Source organism: Serratia myotis (assembly GCF_027474885.1).
Lineage (GTDB): Bacteria > Pseudomonadota > Gammaproteobacteria > Enterobacterales > Enterobacteriaceae > Serratia > Serratia proteamaculans.
Window position 1 is genome coordinate 899,716 of the sequence record NZ_CP099707.1, and the last position, 15,725, is coordinate 915,440.

A 15,725-nucleotide genomic window follows, 5' to 3' on the forward strand; every position below is an offset into this window, starting at 1 on the left:
TTTTGATTTGAGAGTAGATTTTCAGCGAATGTTCCGAGATTGGTTCTGATGGCTACGGGTAGTAGCGGTTGGAATGAAACAGAATTTGCCTGGCGGCAATAGCGCGGTGGTCCCACCTGACCCCATGCCGAACTCAGAAGTGAAACGCCGTAGCGCCGATGGTAGTGTGGGGTCTCCCCATGCGAGAGTAGGACACTGCCAGGCATTAATTAAACGTTATCGGTTTGACACCCGGTAATGAGCAGGATCGCCATGAGCGGTTTTGCCACATCGAAAGATGTAACGTGAAAGAACCGGTGGAGCGGTAGTTCAGTTGGTTAGAATACCTGCCTGTCACGCAGGGGGTCGCGGGTTCGAGCCCCGTCCGTTCCGCCACTAATTTGATAAGCCCTGATTCTATGAATCAGGGCTTTTTCATATGTAAAATTCAAAGAAATTGCTTATAGCAGCGTGATTTATGCGGTGAAAATCTATTTTGATAAATAATTATCTGAATTGAATGCCAATATAAAGAATAATATACCCGGCAGTAGGATCCCCACCGGGTAATCTACATTCTCGTCGTTATTTAATATTCTGACGGGCGAGTTCCAACTGAATATCCTTATCCAGATTGGCCACCCAGCGATTATAGTTTGGGTGAATCTTTCCGTCTTTGGCATCCATATTACCGCTGCCAATATAGTTAATCTGATAACTATTCGTGTTGTAAGTGATGCGGATGTCGGCACTGTGACCACGCAGCAAAATTTTGCCATCGATCACGCCGTCAGCGGTCGGGTTCATAATCCAGCCACGGTTCAAGCCTGCAGAGAGAATGGCCTGACGCACCTGTGCGTCACTGTGGCTACCAGCAACCTGTTGACTGACGTTTCTTACCGGGGCTGTGCCTGCGCAACCACTGACCAGAACCGCAGCGAATACGCCAGTTAAAATGAATTTTAATGGTTTCATACTCTTTTCCATGAGTGATGGTGAATGAGAAATGTATTAGCCACACACCGGGTGTAGTGTATGACTCTCCCCGATTAAGATACTCCGATGAAGCATTTTCGACAAATATTGCTGGTTTTCATTACGATAATTCCTTTTTCTCTCAAGTCTCATCAGGTTATGTCGATAAGTAAACCTAATCGTTTAATCGAATATTCCGTGTAAAAATAGGAATTTTGGGAATGCATTCTGAGGTTAGATATAATAAATTTACCCACGGAATTTTTCTGACCGGTAATACCCTTTAATGGCGGGCGACATGAATATACTCAGTTGGTGGGCGATGGCTCCCGATCGTGGAACGCGTGATGCATGGCGCCAATGGGCTACGGATGACTCTCTTGCCGCTGAATATCAGGGCGTATTACCCGGCTGTTCTCATATCCCCATGATGTCGCTGCGTCGGATGAGTATCGGAACCCGTTTGGCAGTAGAAAGCGGACTGATCTTGTTGAATGACTACCAGGCGGATATGGCGATCTTTACCAGTCGTCATGGCGAACTGGAGCGGACGCACAAAATTCTTCGGCATCTGCATCAGGAACAACCCTTATCGCCAACGGATTTTGCCATGTCGGTGCACAACACGGCGGCAGGTTGGTTGACTATTACGGCGAAGAATACTTTGCCGATCACTTCATTGGCTGCCGGGGCAGACAGCTTTCAGCAGGGGATGATTGAGGCCCAGGCGCTCTTGGCCACGGGCAGTGCTGGGCGGGTATTGTTAATTGATTTCGACGGTATTGTGCCGGAGGTTTATCGCCCTTTCGCGCCGGAAAATTCGGTTCCCTATGCTGTCGCCCTGTTGCTCGAAAGCGGTGACAGTCTGCATTGCCAGGCAACAACCACCGAACAGGCTAACCGCCATGAGCCACAGGGGCTGGCATTTTTACGGGGTTGGTTGAGTGCTGATGATGAATTCACGGTACCGGGCCCACGGCACGACTGGTGGTGGAAACGCTGATGGCTACGACGATCCCTGCGGAAAGTGCTCCCGAAAAATCCTCCTGGGTTAATCGCTGTTGGCGGGTGGTGGCGACGGGCTTTTGCTTTTCACTGTTTGGTTTGGGTGGCCTGTTACTGTCTGGCGTCTGGTTTAACCTGATGCGTCTGGTGGTCCGTGATCCAGATCGCCGCAGTCGATTGACGCAGAACTCAATCCGTCACAGTTTTCGTTTCTTCCTGGCCACGACACGCTTTTTTGGCGTGCTGGATTACCATTTCGACAATGTAGAACGCTTTAGTGAGGATCGTGGTTGCCTGGTGATCGCCAATCATCCCAGCCTGCTGGACTATGTGTTGCTGGCATCGCGGATGCCGCGCTGTGACTGTATCGTCAAAGAGGCCTTGCTGAGTAATGTGTTTGTCAGCGGGGTGATCAAAGCGGCGGGGTACTTGGCCAATGCGCAGTCGGATATCCTATTGGAGCAGTGCCGACAACGCCTGGCCAGCGGAGGGACTATCCTGATCTTCCCGGAGGGCACTCGTACTACGCCGGGCAAGGCGCTGACATTGCAGCGGGGGGCCGCCAATATTGCGCTACGAGGGCAGTGTGACATCCGCGTGGTGCATATTCATTGCCAGCCCCCCATGCTGACGAAGCAGGGCAAATGGTATAATATCCCGGCGATAAAGCCGCAGTTCCATATCACCGTTCAGGATAAGATCGACGCCCGCGCATTTATTCATGCAAATGACGTTTCTCCCGCCCTTGCGGCAAGAAGATTAACCCAGCATTTAACTGACGCCTTACAGTCAGAACCTATAAATAATGAGAAATAGTGGAATGAATTTATTGAGCACCGAAATCAAGCAATTGATCATTGATACGCTCAATCTTGAAGGTATGACACCGGAGGAGATTGACGCTGAGGCACCGCTGTTTGGTGATGGACTGGGCCTGGATTCCATTGATGCATTGGAACTGGGTCTGGCATTAAAGAACCGCTATGGCGTGGTGCTGTCGGCTGAAAGCCAGGATATGCGCCAACATTTTTATTCCGTGGAAACGCTGGCAAAGTTTGTTTCTGCACAGCGTAGCAAATAAGGGGTTTTCATGGATAAGCAAGAAATTTACCTGCAAATTCAGGCGCTGTTGGTCAAGCTGTTCGAGCTGGACGCGGATGACATTAAGCCGGAGTCCCGCTTATACGAAGAGCTTGAGCTGGACAGCATTGATGCGGTGGATCTGGTCGTACACCTGCAGAAAACAACCGGCAAGAAGATCAAACCGGAAATGTTCAAGTCGGTGCGCACCGTGCAAGACGTGGTTGATGCCATCGATGAGCTGCTTAAGTCAGACAGTTAAGGCCGCAGTATAAAGGTGAACACTGCCTCCTGGCTGAATCCGATGTTGCGGCTGTTGCAGGCCGTGACCTGGCTGGTGCTGCTGCTTTATCCACTGGCGGTCTGGGTTGGCTTGACTCGCTGGGGAACCACTGTCCTGGCGCCGCTGTTGGTGACGGTGTTTACCTTACGCTTGCTGGTGCTGCGCGGTAAACTTCGTCAGCAAATGTGGTTAGGCAAAGCCCTGGCTATTGTCGGTGTCTTGCTGGCGCTGGCCAGTTGGGCGCTGAAGCAGAGCCACTGGTTGCTGTATTACCCGGTATGGGTCAACGCATTACTGCTGTCGCTGTTTGCATACTCGCTGTTTGTGCCACCCACGGTGGTTGAGCGATTGGCGCGTATAACCGAGCCGCAGCTGGATGCCGCTGGCGGGGCTTACACTCGCCGGGTGACTCAGGTTTGGTGTGGGTTCTTTATTGTTAACGGCGCGATAGCGCTGGCAACCTGCCTGTCCGGTGATATTGCACTCTGGACGCTGTATAACGGCGGCATCAGCTATCTGCTGATGGGGGCATTAATGGGTATTGAATGGACAGTCAGGAAAAGGATCAGGCGCGCCTGAGTTTGCCGATGAGCCAATGGCTCAGCCCGGAGCGTGATGATGGGCTGCTTATTGCCTGGCGTGGCGCTCAGGTGTTCTATCTCGGTCAGTTTCGCCGTGACGTTGCCGCATTGGCTACAAAGCTGGCAGACAGGCAAGAGCGTCGTTGGGCGCTGTGTTTTGATGATAGCTATCGCTTTGCCGTTGCGTTGTTGGCATCCTTGTATGCCGCCAGGGTGCCGGTGATTTTTGGCCACCAGCGCGAAGCCATCCTCAAAGAGCAGCGGGCAGATTACGATGCGTTGCTGACCGATATGCCTCTCGATCCTGGCGTGCCGGTGTTGTCGGTATCCGAGGGGGCCAACGCGGGTAGCGTACTGCCTGCCTGGCCTCAGGATCCTCGCTTTATTCTTTACACTTCCGGCTCTACCGGCCAGCCGCAGGCGGTGAATAAATCCGTTGCCTGTATGGACCATGAAAGCGAACTGCTGGCTGAAACCTGGCACAAACCCTTGCAAGGTTGCTGCGTTATCGCATCGGTGTCTCACCAGCATATGTATGGCCTGAGTTTTCGCCTGTTCCTGCCACTGGCTTTTGGCCTGCCGTTTGATGCGCAGTTAACGCAGTATCATGAACAGTTGATTGCCCGACACCAGGGCCGGCGTCTGGTTTTTGTCAGCAGCCCGGCGTGGCTTAAGCGTTTGGATAGCTGCCTGGCGCCGACCGAATGCGTTGAGGTATTTTCCGCCGGTGGCCCGCTATCTGGCGCCGAAGCCCAACTGTCGCAGCAGATGCTGGGCGGATTGCCGTTGGAAATATACGGCACGACGGAAACCGGCTCGCTGGCCTGGCGCAAGCAAGTTCGAGAGGCCGCACCGTGGCAGCTATTTGATTGCGTGACGCTAACGGTTAATGCAGACAGCAGTGTCAAGGTCGTGTCGCCACTGATCCCTGATAGCGGCGAACTGATGTTGAGCGATATTATTCAGCTCGCACCGGATGGCCGACAATTTCAATTAAACGGCCGCGCCGATCGTATTATCAAACTGGAAGAGAAACGCCTGTCGCTAAGCGAAATTGAGCGTCGGCTGACTTCGCTGCCGGAGATCGCCGATGCTGCGGTGTTAACGCAGCAGCAAACAGGGCGCACGGTATTGGTAGCGGTGCTCGTGTTGTCACCCTATGGCGAAACCCGCCGACAAAGCTTGTCCGAAGGGGCGTTAACCCGCGAACTGCATCAGGCGCTGCGGGGCTGGCTGGAGCCGGTGGCCCTGCCGCGCCGCTGGCGTATTATCGATGCCATTCCGCTGAATCCGCAGGGCAAGCGCGCCTATGCTGAACTACAGGAGCTGTTTTTATGATGCAACCTGAGGTGCTGCAACAGCAGGTGAGCGACGCCACCCATGCCAGCCTGCAGTTGCGTTTGCCCGCCGGGCTGTTTTGGTTTCGCGGCCATTTCCCTGAACATCCGATCCTGCCGGGGGTCACGCAGTTGAACTGGGTGATGCAGTATGCCCGGCAATTGCTGGCTATCGAGGCCGGGTTCAAAGGGATCGAAGTGATCAAATTTCAACAACCCCTGTTGCCGGAGCAAACCGTACTGTTACAGCTTGAATGGCAGCCGGCGCGGCATAAACTGTTATTCAGCTACCGCGTGGGTGAAACGATCGCCAGCAGCGGTAAGATCTCATTATGTCAGTGAGCGCCCCCTTCACCCCCTGTCTCGTTATCCCTTGTTTCAATCACGGGCAGATGATGGCCGCGGTACTGAGCTCGTTAGCCGGTTATGGCCTGCCATGCCTGATCGTGGATGATGGCAGCGATATCGACACCGCCGGGGAACTCCAGCGCCTGGCTGCGGAGCTACCCTGGGTCAGGTTGCTGCGGCTGGAGAAAAACCAGGGGAAAGGGGCGGCGGTTATCGCCGGTCTGCAGTTGGCACAACGGCAGGGTTACAGCCACGCTTTACAGGTGGATGCCGACGGCCAGCATCAACTGAGTGATATCCCGGCCATGATCGACGAGGCGCGCGCTCATCCGGATTGTCTGATTTCCGGCCGACCCATTTACGACAGCTCGGTGCCAAAAGCTCGCCTGTATGGCCGCTATGTCACCCATGTCTGGGTATGGATAGAAACCCTGTCGCTGTCGTTGAAAGACAGCATGTGTGGTTTTCGCGTTTATCCGGTGGGACCGACGCTGGCGCTAACCACGCGCCATCCACTCGGCAAGCGCATGGATTTCGATACCGAAGTGATGGTCCGGCTGTATTGGCAGGGAGTCCCCAGTCGTTTTTTACCGACGCGGGTCACCTATCCGGCCGACGGCGTTTCTCATTTTGACGCGCTGCGCGATAATCTGCGTATCTCCTGGATGCATACGCGTTTGTTCTTTGGCATGTTGCCGCGTATTCCTCGCCTGCTGCGGCAACGCCAACGGTCGGCTAATTCACAACATTGGTCGGCGACCCAGGAGCGTCGTGGCCTGTGGGGCATCCGGCTGATGCTGCAGATCTACCGGCTGTTTGGCCGCCGGGTATTTCACTTATTGCTGTATCCGGTGATCGGTTATTTCTGGCTGACCGGGCGTCGCCAGCGCGAGGCATCGCGCGCTTACCTGCAGCGTCTGCGGCAGTTCGCCCAGAGTCGGCAGCAGCCGTTGCCTGCGCCGCTCAGCAGCTTCCATCACTTTATGCGTTTTGGCGAGGCGATGCTCGACAAGCTGGCGAGCTGGCGCGGGGAACTGAATGATATTCGGTTGGTGGATCGCGCTGGCTGTGAACGCCAGATAGCTTCCGGCAAAGGTACGCTGATCCTGGCTTCACACCTGGGGGATATCGAGTCCTGCCGTGCCCTGGGCGAGCTGGATTCCGGCGTAAAAGTGAATGCCCTGGTGTTTACCGAGCACGCCGAGCGCTTCAACCAGATGATGAAAGAAGTGAATCCGCGCGCCAATCTGAATTTGATCTCAGTGACGTCGCTGGGGCCGGAAACGGCCATGCGGCTGCAGGACAAGCTGGATGCCGGTGAATGGGTGGCGATCGTCGGCGATCGCACCTCTGCCGGTAAACATCAGCGAGGTGAGCAACCCCGCGTAGTATGGAGCCGTTTTCTCGGCCAACCAGCCCCTTTCCCGCAGGGCCCCTTTGTGCTGGCTGCCGCACTGCGTTGCCCGGTATTTCTGATGTTCGGTCTCAAGCAGCAGGGGCGCCTGAACGTTTATTTCGAGCCGTTTGCCGATCCGCTGTTATTACCCCGTCAGCAGCGCCAGCAGGCGTTGCAAGACGCGGTGGATAGGTATACCGCACGGCTGGAGCACTATTGCCTGTTGGCACCGCTCGACTGGTTTAATTTTTTCGATTTTTGGCAACTGGCGGCGCAGCCGTCAGCGCAACAGGGGCCTGAGACATGAAGCTAAAAGACGATCCGCGATTCTCCGTCAGTATTGAAATCGCTATCCCTTTCCATGATACCGATGCCATGGGCGTCGTGTGGCACGGCAACTACTTCCGTTATTTTGAGATCGCGCGCGAAGCGCTGCTCAAACAGTTCAGTTACGGTTATCGGCAGATGCAGGCTTCGGGCTATGTCTGGCCGATCGTGGATACGCGAGTGAAATACATCGCGCCGGTGCTGTTTGAACAGCGCATTATCGTTTGCGCCGAGCTGGAAGAATATGAAAACCGCCTGCGCATTGGCTACCGCATTCTGGATGCAGAGAGCGGCAAAACCACCACCCGCGGTCATACCATTCAGGTAGCGGTAGACGCTGACAGCAAAGAAATGTGTTTTGCCTCACCGCAGGTGCTGCTGGACAACATTGAGGGGGCGCAATGAAGTACGGGTTATGGGTTCTTATCGCCTTTTTCAGCCTGAGCGTCCAGGCGGTCACATTGCCGGAATTGCAACAGCGCTTTAGCCAGCAGCCGGTGTTGCGCGCCGAGTTTGAACAGCAGCGCAGCATCAGCGGCATGACGAAACCTTTGAAATCCAGCGGTGAGCTGCTGATTTCCCAGCAAAAAGGGCTTTGGTGGGCGCAACAGAAACCCTTCCCGCTGACCCTGCTGCTGGATGATAAGCGCATGGTACAAACCCTGGCAGGCCAGCCGCCGCAGGTGGTAACGGCGGACAACAATCCGCAAATGTTTCAGTTCAACCACCTGCTGACCGCGCTGTTTCACGCCGACAGCCAGGCGCTGGATCAAAATTTTGCTTTGCAGTTCAGCGAGTTGGGAAAAAACCAATGGCGACTGGTGCTGACACCCAAAACCACTCCTCTCGACAAGTTGTTCAAGCGAATTACCCTCAACGGTGCGCAATTCCTGGAAACCATTGATATCGATGATATGCAAAGTGATGCCACCCATATCCGCTTCTTTAACCAGCGTACGGCACCACAGACGCTGACCGCCGAGGAGCAACAGCGTTTTGCGTCCTGAATTGCACCGGCGGTTGGCGTTTGGCTGGCTGGCGATTTGCCTGCTGTTGCTGGCGGCTTTGTGCTGGCTGTTGCCGCGCAGCCAGATCAACAGCAGCGTATTGGCGTTATTACCGAAGCAGCAACTGGTGGGCGTGCCGGATGAGCTGGCCGAAGGTTTCAGCCGCCGGCTCGACCGCCAACTGATGTGGCTGGTCAGCCCGCCGCCGGGAGCAGATAGCGCTGCGGTGAACTGGTGGTGGCAACAATTACGCCAGATGCCGGAACTGCAGCAGGTTGGCGGGCCAATGGATGCGCAACGTCAGCAGCAGTGGGGGCGTTTTTTCTACCAGCACCGTAATGTGCTGCTGGACGATGCCACCCGGCAACGCTTGTTGCAGGGGGCGGATGCGCAAAGCCAGTGGATCCTTGGGCAACTCTATTCTGCTTTCGCCGGTGTTAGCGGCAAGGAGCTGGCTAACGATCCGCTGATGCTGGTGCGAGCCTCGCAGCTGGCACAGCAACAAAACGGTGGCTTGCTGAGCCTGTCCAATGGCTGGCTGGTGGCGCGTGATGCACAGGGTCGCAGTTGGTATCTGCTGCACGCTGAATTAAGTGCCTCTTCTTATGACATCAGCAGTGCCCGGCGCACGGTGGATAAACTTACGGCATTGCAGCAACAACTGCAGCAGCGCTGGCCGGGCGCAGAGGTGCTGAACCGCGGTACGCTGTATTACAGCAATTACGCCAGCCAACAGGCCGAACGGGATATTTCCACTATTGGCCTGGCGTCGGTGGTGGGGGTGTTTGTATTGGTGCTGTTGATGTTCCGTTCACCGTTGCCGCTGTTGCTGTGCGGGCTATCGGTGGGGATAGGCGCCTTGGCGGGCACCGTCGCCACGCTGTTGGCCTTTGGCGAAATACATTTGATGACGCTGGTGTTGAGCATCAGCATCGTCGGCATTTCGGCCGATTACACGCTCTATTTCCTGACCGAACGTATGGTGCATGGTGAGCAATCGACACCGTTGGCCAGTTTACAAAAGCTGTTGCCGGCGCTGTCGATGGCTTTGCTGACTACGGTGGTGGCTTATCTGGCGCTGTTGATTGCGCCGTTCCCGGGTTTGCAGCAGTTGGCGGTGTTTGCCGCTGCCGGGCTCAGCGCCGCCTGTCTTACCGTGATTTGCTGGTATCCCCGGTTGTCGCGTCGGCTGCCGGTGCGGCCGGCTCCGGGTTTGCCGCTTATCCTGCGCTGGCTGCATGCCTGGCGACATCGTCCCTTACTGCGCTATGGGTTGCCCGCAGCGGTATTGTTGCTGGTGGTGGCCGGTTTCAGCCAGTTGAAGGTCGACGACGATATTGGCCAATTGCAGGCGTTACCCACGGCGTTACAGCAACAGGAACAACGCATTGCGGCATTGACGGGTCAGCATAACGATCAGAAATGGCTGGTGGTCTACGGCGAAAATGCCGAACAGTTGTTGCAGCGCATCGAGTTGCTGCAGCCCAAGCTGGCGCAGGCAAAACGGCAGGGCGTGCTGGCGGATTATCGTCTGTTACCTCTGCCTTCACTCCAGCGCCAGCAGCAGAACGTCGCTCTGTTGCAGCGGGTGGCACCACAGGTGATGACGCAATTACAGCAGGCGGACCTGACCCTGAAAGCCCCTGACTTGACCGCTGAATGGGTGAAACCGGATCAGTGGCTGGGTAGCGTGGTCAGCGAGGGTTGGCGACTGCTGTGGCTGACGCTGCCCGATGGGCGCAGTGCAGCGCTGGTACCGGTCAACGGGGTGCAGAACAGCGCGGCGATGCAGGCATTGGCTGAACAGGTGCCGGGCACCGGTTGGATCGACCGTAAAACCGAATTCAGTGAACTCTTTGGCCAGTACCGGCTATATCTTTCCTATCTGCTGATGCTGTCAGTGGCGGCGATCGCGCTGATTTATCTGTGGCGTTTTGGCCTGCGTCATGGCTTGCGTTGCATGGTGCCGACGCTGTTGTCGCTGGGCAGCGGTATTGCGGTATTGGCGTTGAGCGGCCATACGCTGAACCTGTTCTCGCTGCTGGCGTTGGTGCTGGTATTGGGGATCGGTATCAATTATACGCTGTTCTTTACCAATCCCCGGGGGACGCCGACCACCTCGATGTTTGCCATCTTTATGGCGGTATTCACCACACAATTGACCTTTGGCATGCTGGTGCTGAGCCATACTCAGGCCATCAGCAGTTTTGGCATTGTATTGAGCAGCGGCATCGCCGTCGCCTTTCTGTTAGCGCCGCTGACGTTAGCAACAAAAAGAAAAAGAGGAAAAGCCTGATGCGTGGCTTACGAATGATGCTGTTAACGCTGGTCGCGGTGCTGGCCGGTTGTGCCGGTTCGCAGGATCCAACCCTGCCGCAGGCGTGGCTGAAACCCGGTACACGGGTGACATTACCCGCACCGACGCTGGCGCAGCCGTTCAGCCAGCAGCAACTGCTGACCGCCGAAGTGAAAGGGCAGCAGCATTCGATGCTGGTATTGCTCAATGCCGACGGCCAGCGCTTGCAATTGGTCGGCATGTCGCCGCTCGGTATCCGGCTGTTCAACCTGACCTACGATCGTCAGGGGATCCATACCGAACAGTTGATCAAAGTGGGCGAATTGCCGCCCGCCAGCCAGGTGTTGGCCGACATCATGCTGAGCTATTGGCCGTTGGCGGACTGGCAACCTTTGCTGCCTGCCGGGTGGCGGCTGGAAGATCAACCGCAGGTGCGGCGTCTGTATGACGATCGTGGGACGATCATCAGTGAAATCCGTTATCAGCAGGGGGACGGGCGGCGTGAACCGCAGTCTATCACCCAATCCGCTTTCCATTACCGCATCACCATTCAGAACCTGGGGAGCGAATAATGATCTACTTCTCCGCCGTAGGGATGGTGAATGCGTTGGGTAACAGTTTGCCGCAGATAGCGGAAAATCTGGCGCGTGGCGTGTCGCCCGGCATGCAGCAGCAGACGCAGTGGCTGCTCGGGGGCGCGCCATCCTGGTTCGGAAATGTACAGGGCGAACTGCCTGCCATTCCTGAGCCCCTCAAAAAGCATAACTCTCGCAACAACCGCCTGCTGCTGGCAGCATTGGCGCAGATCGACACGCCAGTGCGCGAGGCTATTGCCCGCTACGGCGCGGATCGTGTCGCGGTGATTATGGGCACCAGTACCTCCGGTATCCACGAAGGTGAGTTGGCGCTGCAACAGTATCAGGCGGGGCAGTGGCCGCAGGGTTATGATTATCAGCAGCAGGAGTTGGGCGATCCGGGCCTGTTTCTCAGCGCGTTTCTTGCTACCCGTGGCCCGGCTTATACCCTGTCTACCGCCTGTTCCTCCAGTGCGCGTGCCATTATCAGCGGTAAACGCCTGATTGAGGCCGGGCTGGTGGACGCGGCGATTGTTGGCGGTGCCGACAGCCTGTGCCAAATGCCGATTAACGGTTTCCACAGCCTGGAGTCACTGTCAGCGGAACGCTGTACGCCGTTCGCCACTGGGCGTAGTGGCATTAATATCGGTGAGGCGGCAGCGTTGATGTTGTTAACGCGGGAACCGGCACCGGTCGCACTGTTGGGCGTCGGTGAATCTTCCGATGCCTGGCATATGTCGGCACCGCATCCTGCCGGTGAAGGAGCCGAACGGGCCATCAGCATGGCACTACGGCAGGCCGGTCTGAACGCCGGGCAAATTGGTTATATTAATCTGCACGGTACCGCTACACGGCTTAACGATCAGGTTGAAGCGCAGGTGGTCAATCGCCTGTTCGGTAGCCAGACGCCGTGCAGTTCTACCAAGCATCTTACCGGCCACACGTTGGGTGCTGCCGGTGCGGTCGAGGCGGCGTTGAGCTGGCTGTTGCTGACCCAGCCGTTGCCGCTGCCGCAGCAAGATTTCAGTCGAGTGCCGCGTGATGCCGAATTGGCACCGATAGGCTTGGTTTACCAACCACAACCGCTGCGCCAGCGTGCGATTTTGTCCAATTCATTTGCCTTCGGCGGTAACAATGCTTGTCTGCTGTTGGGAGAGGCCTGATGAATCACTATCACACTGCCGAATACTATTTGCCTCATGCATCACCAATGGTGCTATTGGAACAGGTGCTTGAAGTAGGTGAAGAGCATGCCCGCTGTGCCGTTACGGTCAGTGCCGACGGCGTGCTGGCGCCATTTCTTGACGCGCAAGGCGCACTGCCAGGCTGGTATGGCATTGAGCTGATGGCACAGGCGATTGGCGTCTGGAGTGGCTGGCATGGCCGTCAGAGCGCCCAGCCGCCGCAATTGGGCATGTTGCTGGGCGGACGTGCGATTCACTGCGAGTTACCGATCTTTCCTGCCGGCAGTAAACTGTTGGTTAGCGTGCAGCAACTGTTGAAAGACGAAAAGTTAGCCAGTTTTGAGTGTGAAATCAGTATCGATAATGTGCGCATCGCACAGGGCAGGCTGAATACTTACCAGCCTGATCAACAAGAAATCATTCAATTGACGACCTTAAGGGGAGACGCATGATGCGTTCCGTTTTAGTCACCGGCGCCAGTAAAGGGATCGGTCAGGCCATCGCCTGCCGCCTGGCTGCCGATGGCTTTTTGATGGTAGTTCACTACCACAGCGATAAGACCGGGGCAGAACAGACACTGCAGCAAATTACCAACGCCGGTGGGCAAGGGCGGTTGCTTCAGTTTGATATCAGCAACCGCAGCCAGTGCCGTGAGGTGCTGGAGCAGGATATTGAAACCCACGGCGCCTATTATGGCGTGGTGAACAATGCGGGCATTACCCGCGATGGTGCTTTCCCTGCGCTGAGTGAGGACGACTGGGATGGCGTGATCCATACCAATCTCGACAGCTTCTACAACGTACTGCACCCCTGCGTGATGCCGATGATTGGCTTGCGTAAGGGCGGGCGGATTATCGCGCTGTCGTCGGTTTCCGGTGTGATGGGTAACCGTGGGCAGGTCAACTACAGTGCGGCCAAGGCCGGGGTGATCGGTGCCTGCAAGGCGCTGGCGATCGAACTGGCAAAGCGCAAAATCACCGTTAACTGCATCGCGCCTGGCCTGATTGATACCGGCATGATCGACATGGAGCCGGCGGCGCTGGATGAAGCGATGCGCGTTATCCCGCTTAAACGCATGGGCTCGGCGGAAGAGGTGGCCGGGCTGGCCAGCTATCTGATGTCGGATATTGCCGGCTATGTGACGCGGCAGGTCATTTCCATTAACGGAGGAATGGTATGACGCAACGAGTGGTAGTAACCGGCATGGCCGGTGTGACGGCGTTCGGCAATAACTGGGCGGATGTCTCCAGCCGGCTGAAGCAGGGCAAGAATGCGGTGCGTTACATGACGCAATGGGAAGAATATCAGGGGCTGAATACCCACCTTGGCGCACCGGTTGAGGATTTTGTATTGCCGGAGCACTATACCCGCAAGCGTATTCGTTCGATGGGCCGGGTTTCACTGTTGGCCACCCGGGCAACCGAACTGGCACTTGAGCAGGCTGGGCTGCTGGGTGAGGCGGTACTGACCAACGGTGAGACCGGTATCGCTTACGGCTCATCGACCGGCAGCACCAAGCCGGTCAGCGAGTTCGCCACCATGCTAACCGAGAAGCACACCGGCAATATTACCGGTACCACCTATGTGCAGATGATGCCCCACACCGCGGCGGTGAATACCGGCCTGTTCTTTGGCCTGCGCGGCCGGGTGATCCCGACCTCCAGCGCCTGCACCTCAGGCAGTCAGGCCATTGGCTACGCCTACGAGAGCATTCGCCATGGGTATCAGACGGTGATGGTGGCGGGGGGAGCCGAAGAGCTGTGTCCTTCGGAGGCGGCGGTGTTCGACACGCTGTTCGCCACCAGCCAGCAGAACGATCACCCGGCACTTTCGCCACGCCCGTTTGACCGTCAACGTGACGGGTTGGTGATTGGTGAAGGGGCGGGGACGCTGATTTTGGAGTCACTGGATCATGCGCTGGCGCGCGGTGCTACCATTTACGGCGAGATTGTCGGCTTTGCCACCAACTGCGATGCCGCGCATATTACCCAGCCGCAGCAGGAAACCATGCAGATCTGTATGCAGCAGGCACTGAAGGCCTCCGGGCTGGCGATCGGTGATATTGGTTATATTAGCGCTCACGGCACGGCGACCGATCGTGGTGATATCGCAGAAAGTCAGGCAACGGCGGCGATTTTTGGCAATAGCACGCCGATCTCCTCGTTGAAAAGCTACTTTGGTCATACGCTGGGTGCTTGCGGTGCATTGGAAGCCTGGATGGCGCTGGAGATGATGCGTGAAGGCAGCTTTGCGCCGACCATCAACCTCAGCGAACCGGACAGCGCCTGCGGCGATCTAGATTACATCATGGGCGGCTATCGCCAGATTGATACCGAGTTTGTGCAGTCGAACAACTTTGCGTTTGGCGGTATCAATACCTCGCTGATCCTGCGCCGCTGGGCGTAATTTTGCCTTGCCGGGGTGCTTACCCCGGCAATTGTTGTATTTTAATCAAAAGTCTTATGCACAATAGGGCGTTTTTGATCAACAAAACAGTTGCCATAATCCTCCCATATCGCTTCAACATCCTAATGAGAGAATAAAATTATGAGCATCCCTGCATTTGGTTTAGGTACCTTCCGTCTTCAGGACCAGGTCGTTATCGACTCGGTTAGCACCGCGCTGGCACTGGGGTATCGCGTCATTGATACCGCACAGATCTATGAAAACGAAGCGGCAGTGGGCCAGGCGATCGCCGCCAGCGGTATCCCGCGTGAAGAGCTGTTCATCACCACCAAGATTTGGATCGCCAACCTGGCGAAGGGCAAGTTGATCCCAAGCCTGCAAGAGAGCCTGAGCAAACTGCAAACCAGTTATGTTGATCTGACTCTGATCCACTGGCCGTCGCCGAATGACGAAGTCTCTGTCGCTGAGTTTATGGCTGAGTTGGCGGAAGCCAAAAAACTGGGCCTGACCCGTCAGATTGGCGTGTCCAACTTCACTCTGGATCTGATGCAGCAGGCGATTGATGCGGTAGGCGCGGACCAGATCGCCACTAACCAGATCGAGCTGTCACCGTATTTACAGAATCACAAGGTGGTGGAGTTTGCCCAGCAGCACGGCATTGCCATCACCTCCTACATGACGCTGGCCTATGGCCAGGCGCTGCAGGATGAGACCATCAAAGCTATCGCGACAAGCCGCAACGCCACTCCGGCACAGGTTATCCTGGCCTGGGCGCTGCAATTGGGTTACGCGGTGATCCCATCATCGACCAAACGTGAAAACCTGGCGAGCAACCTGTTGGCGCAGCAACTGACGCTGACTGCCGAGGAAATGGCGGCAATCGCCAGCCTGGAAAACAATGGCCGTCTGGTCAGCCCGGAAGGCCTGGCACCGAACTGGGATTGAT

18 protein-coding genes, 1 tRNA gene and 1 rRNA gene are annotated in these 15,725 nt (G+C 56.3%); 19 read left to right on the top strand and 1 reads right to left on the bottom strand.

Features of this window, described 5'->3' with window-relative positions; genetic code table 11:
* The first annotated feature begins 88 nt into the window (after window positions 1-88).
* Window positions 89-204: ribosomal RNA gene (gene rrf / locus NHG65_RS04115) — 5S ribosomal RNA — on the top strand.
* 94 nt (window positions 205-298) lie between these two features.
* Window positions 299-375 (top strand) — tRNA-Asp (locus NHG65_RS04120).
* Between the two features lie 189 nt (window positions 376-564).
* On the opposite strand, the gene NHG65_RS04125 is transcribed toward NHG65_RS04120, so the two are convergent.
* Window positions 565-954: a hypothetical protein gene (locus NHG65_RS04125; RefSeq protein WP_207976460.1), complete on the bottom strand. Its 390-nt coding sequence runs from the start codon at window positions 952-954 to the stop codon at window positions 565-567.
* A 286-nt stretch (window positions 955-1,240) separates the two neighbouring features.
* Between NHG65_RS04125 and NHG65_RS04130 the strand changes: the two genes are divergently transcribed.
* From NHG65_RS04130 to dkgB, 17 genes are all read left to right on the top strand, one after another.
* A complete protein-coding gene (locus tag NHG65_RS04130) occupies window positions 1,241-1,957 on the top strand; it encodes a beta-ketoacyl synthase chain length factor (protein ID WP_499182956.1) in 717 nt (238 codons plus the stop codon).
* Window positions 1,957-2,775, top strand: coding sequence for a lysophospholipid acyltransferase family protein (locus NHG65_RS04135; protein ID WP_207976456.1), 819 nt, complete (start codon window positions 1,957-1,959; stop codon window positions 2,773-2,775). The genes NHG65_RS04130 and NHG65_RS04135 overlap by 1 nt, the downstream gene beginning before the upstream one ends.
* A gap of 4 nt (window positions 2,776-2,779) precedes the next feature.
* Window positions 2,780-3,040: a phosphopantetheine-binding protein gene (locus tag NHG65_RS04140; protein ID WP_017891685.1), complete on the top strand. Its 261-nt coding sequence runs from the start codon at window positions 2,780-2,782 to the stop codon at window positions 3,038-3,040.
* Window positions 3,041-3,049: 9 nt separating this feature from the next.
* A complete protein-coding gene (locus tag NHG65_RS04145) occupies window positions 3,050-3,301 on the top strand; it encodes an acyl carrier protein (protein WP_012005336.1) in 252 nt (83 codons plus the stop codon).
* A gap of 42 nt (window positions 3,302-3,343) precedes the next feature.
* The gene (locus NHG65_RS04150; RefSeq protein ID WP_499183458.1) at window positions 3,344-3,901 is read left to right on the top strand and encodes a COG4648 family protein; all 558 of its coding nucleotides are present in this window, start codon (window positions 3,344-3,346) and stop codon (window positions 3,899-3,901) included.
* The gene (locus NHG65_RS04155) at window positions 3,868-5,241 is read left to right on the top strand and encodes an AMP-binding protein (protein ID WP_237520841.1); all 1,374 of its coding nucleotides are present in this window, start codon (window positions 3,868-3,870) and stop codon (window positions 5,239-5,241) included. The genes NHG65_RS04150 and NHG65_RS04155 overlap by 34 nt, the downstream gene beginning before the upstream one ends.
* The gene (locus tag NHG65_RS04160) at window positions 5,238-5,582 is read left to right on the top strand and encodes a 3-hydroxyacyl-ACP dehydratase FabZ family protein (RefSeq protein ID WP_207976454.1); all 345 of its coding nucleotides are present in this window, start codon (window positions 5,238-5,240) and stop codon (window positions 5,580-5,582) included. Before NHG65_RS04155 ends, NHG65_RS04160 begins: the two co-directional genes overlap by 4 nt.
* A complete protein-coding gene (locus NHG65_RS04165) occupies window positions 5,573-7,291 on the top strand; it encodes a glycosyltransferase family 2 protein (protein ID WP_499182957.1) in 1,719 nt (572 codons plus the stop codon). Before NHG65_RS04160 ends, NHG65_RS04165 begins: the two co-directional genes overlap by 10 nt.
* Complete coding sequence (locus NHG65_RS04170; protein ID WP_099064977.1) at window positions 7,288-7,716, top strand: acyl-CoA thioesterase; 429 nt, start codon at window positions 7,288-7,290, stop codon at window positions 7,714-7,716. Before NHG65_RS04165 ends, NHG65_RS04170 begins: the two co-directional genes overlap by 4 nt.
* Entirely contained in the window at window positions 7,713-8,318 is a 606-nt protein-coding gene (locus NHG65_RS04175) for a LolA family protein (RefSeq protein WP_499182958.1), read from the top strand. Before NHG65_RS04170 ends, NHG65_RS04175 begins: the two co-directional genes overlap by 4 nt.
* Complete coding sequence (locus tag NHG65_RS04180) at window positions 8,308-10,614, top strand: MMPL family transporter (RefSeq protein ID WP_261415235.1); 2,307 nt, start codon at window positions 8,308-8,310, stop codon at window positions 10,612-10,614. The genes NHG65_RS04175 and NHG65_RS04180 overlap by 11 nt, the downstream gene beginning before the upstream one ends.
* On the top strand, window positions 10,614-11,186 hold the full coding sequence (locus tag NHG65_RS04185; RefSeq protein ID WP_099064974.1) for a DUF3261 domain-containing protein: 573 nt from the start codon (window positions 10,614-10,616) through the stop codon (window positions 11,184-11,186). The genes NHG65_RS04180 and NHG65_RS04185 overlap by 1 nt, the downstream gene beginning before the upstream one ends.
* Window positions 11,186-12,352 carry a beta-ketoacyl-[acyl-carrier-protein] synthase family protein gene (locus tag NHG65_RS04190; protein WP_099064973.1) on the top strand — a complete coding sequence of 389 codons (1,167 nt, stop codon included), beginning with the start codon at window positions 11,186-11,188 and terminating at the stop codon, window positions 12,350-12,352. The genes NHG65_RS04185 and NHG65_RS04190 overlap by 1 nt, the downstream gene beginning before the upstream one ends.
* Complete coding sequence (locus NHG65_RS04195) at window positions 12,352-12,825, top strand: hotdog family protein (RefSeq protein ID WP_099064972.1); 474 nt, start codon at window positions 12,352-12,354, stop codon at window positions 12,823-12,825. Before NHG65_RS04190 ends, NHG65_RS04195 begins: the two co-directional genes overlap by 1 nt.
* The gene (locus NHG65_RS04200) at window positions 12,822-13,553 is read left to right on the top strand and encodes a 3-ketoacyl-ACP reductase FabG2 (protein WP_207976445.1); all 732 of its coding nucleotides are present in this window, start codon (window positions 12,822-12,824) and stop codon (window positions 13,551-13,553) included. Before NHG65_RS04195 ends, NHG65_RS04200 begins: the two co-directional genes overlap by 4 nt.
* The gene (locus tag NHG65_RS04205) at window positions 13,550-14,779 is read left to right on the top strand and encodes a beta-ketoacyl-ACP synthase (protein WP_413477095.1); all 1,230 of its coding nucleotides are present in this window, start codon (window positions 13,550-13,552) and stop codon (window positions 14,777-14,779) included. Before NHG65_RS04200 ends, NHG65_RS04205 begins: the two co-directional genes overlap by 4 nt.
* A 141-nt stretch (window positions 14,780-14,920) precedes the next feature.
* On the top strand, window positions 14,921-15,724 hold the full coding sequence (dkgB, locus tag NHG65_RS04210; protein ID WP_262261439.1) for a 2,5-didehydrogluconate reductase DkgB: 804 nt from the start codon (window positions 14,921-14,923) through the stop codon (window positions 15,722-15,724).
* Window position 15,725 lies beyond the last annotated feature (1 nt).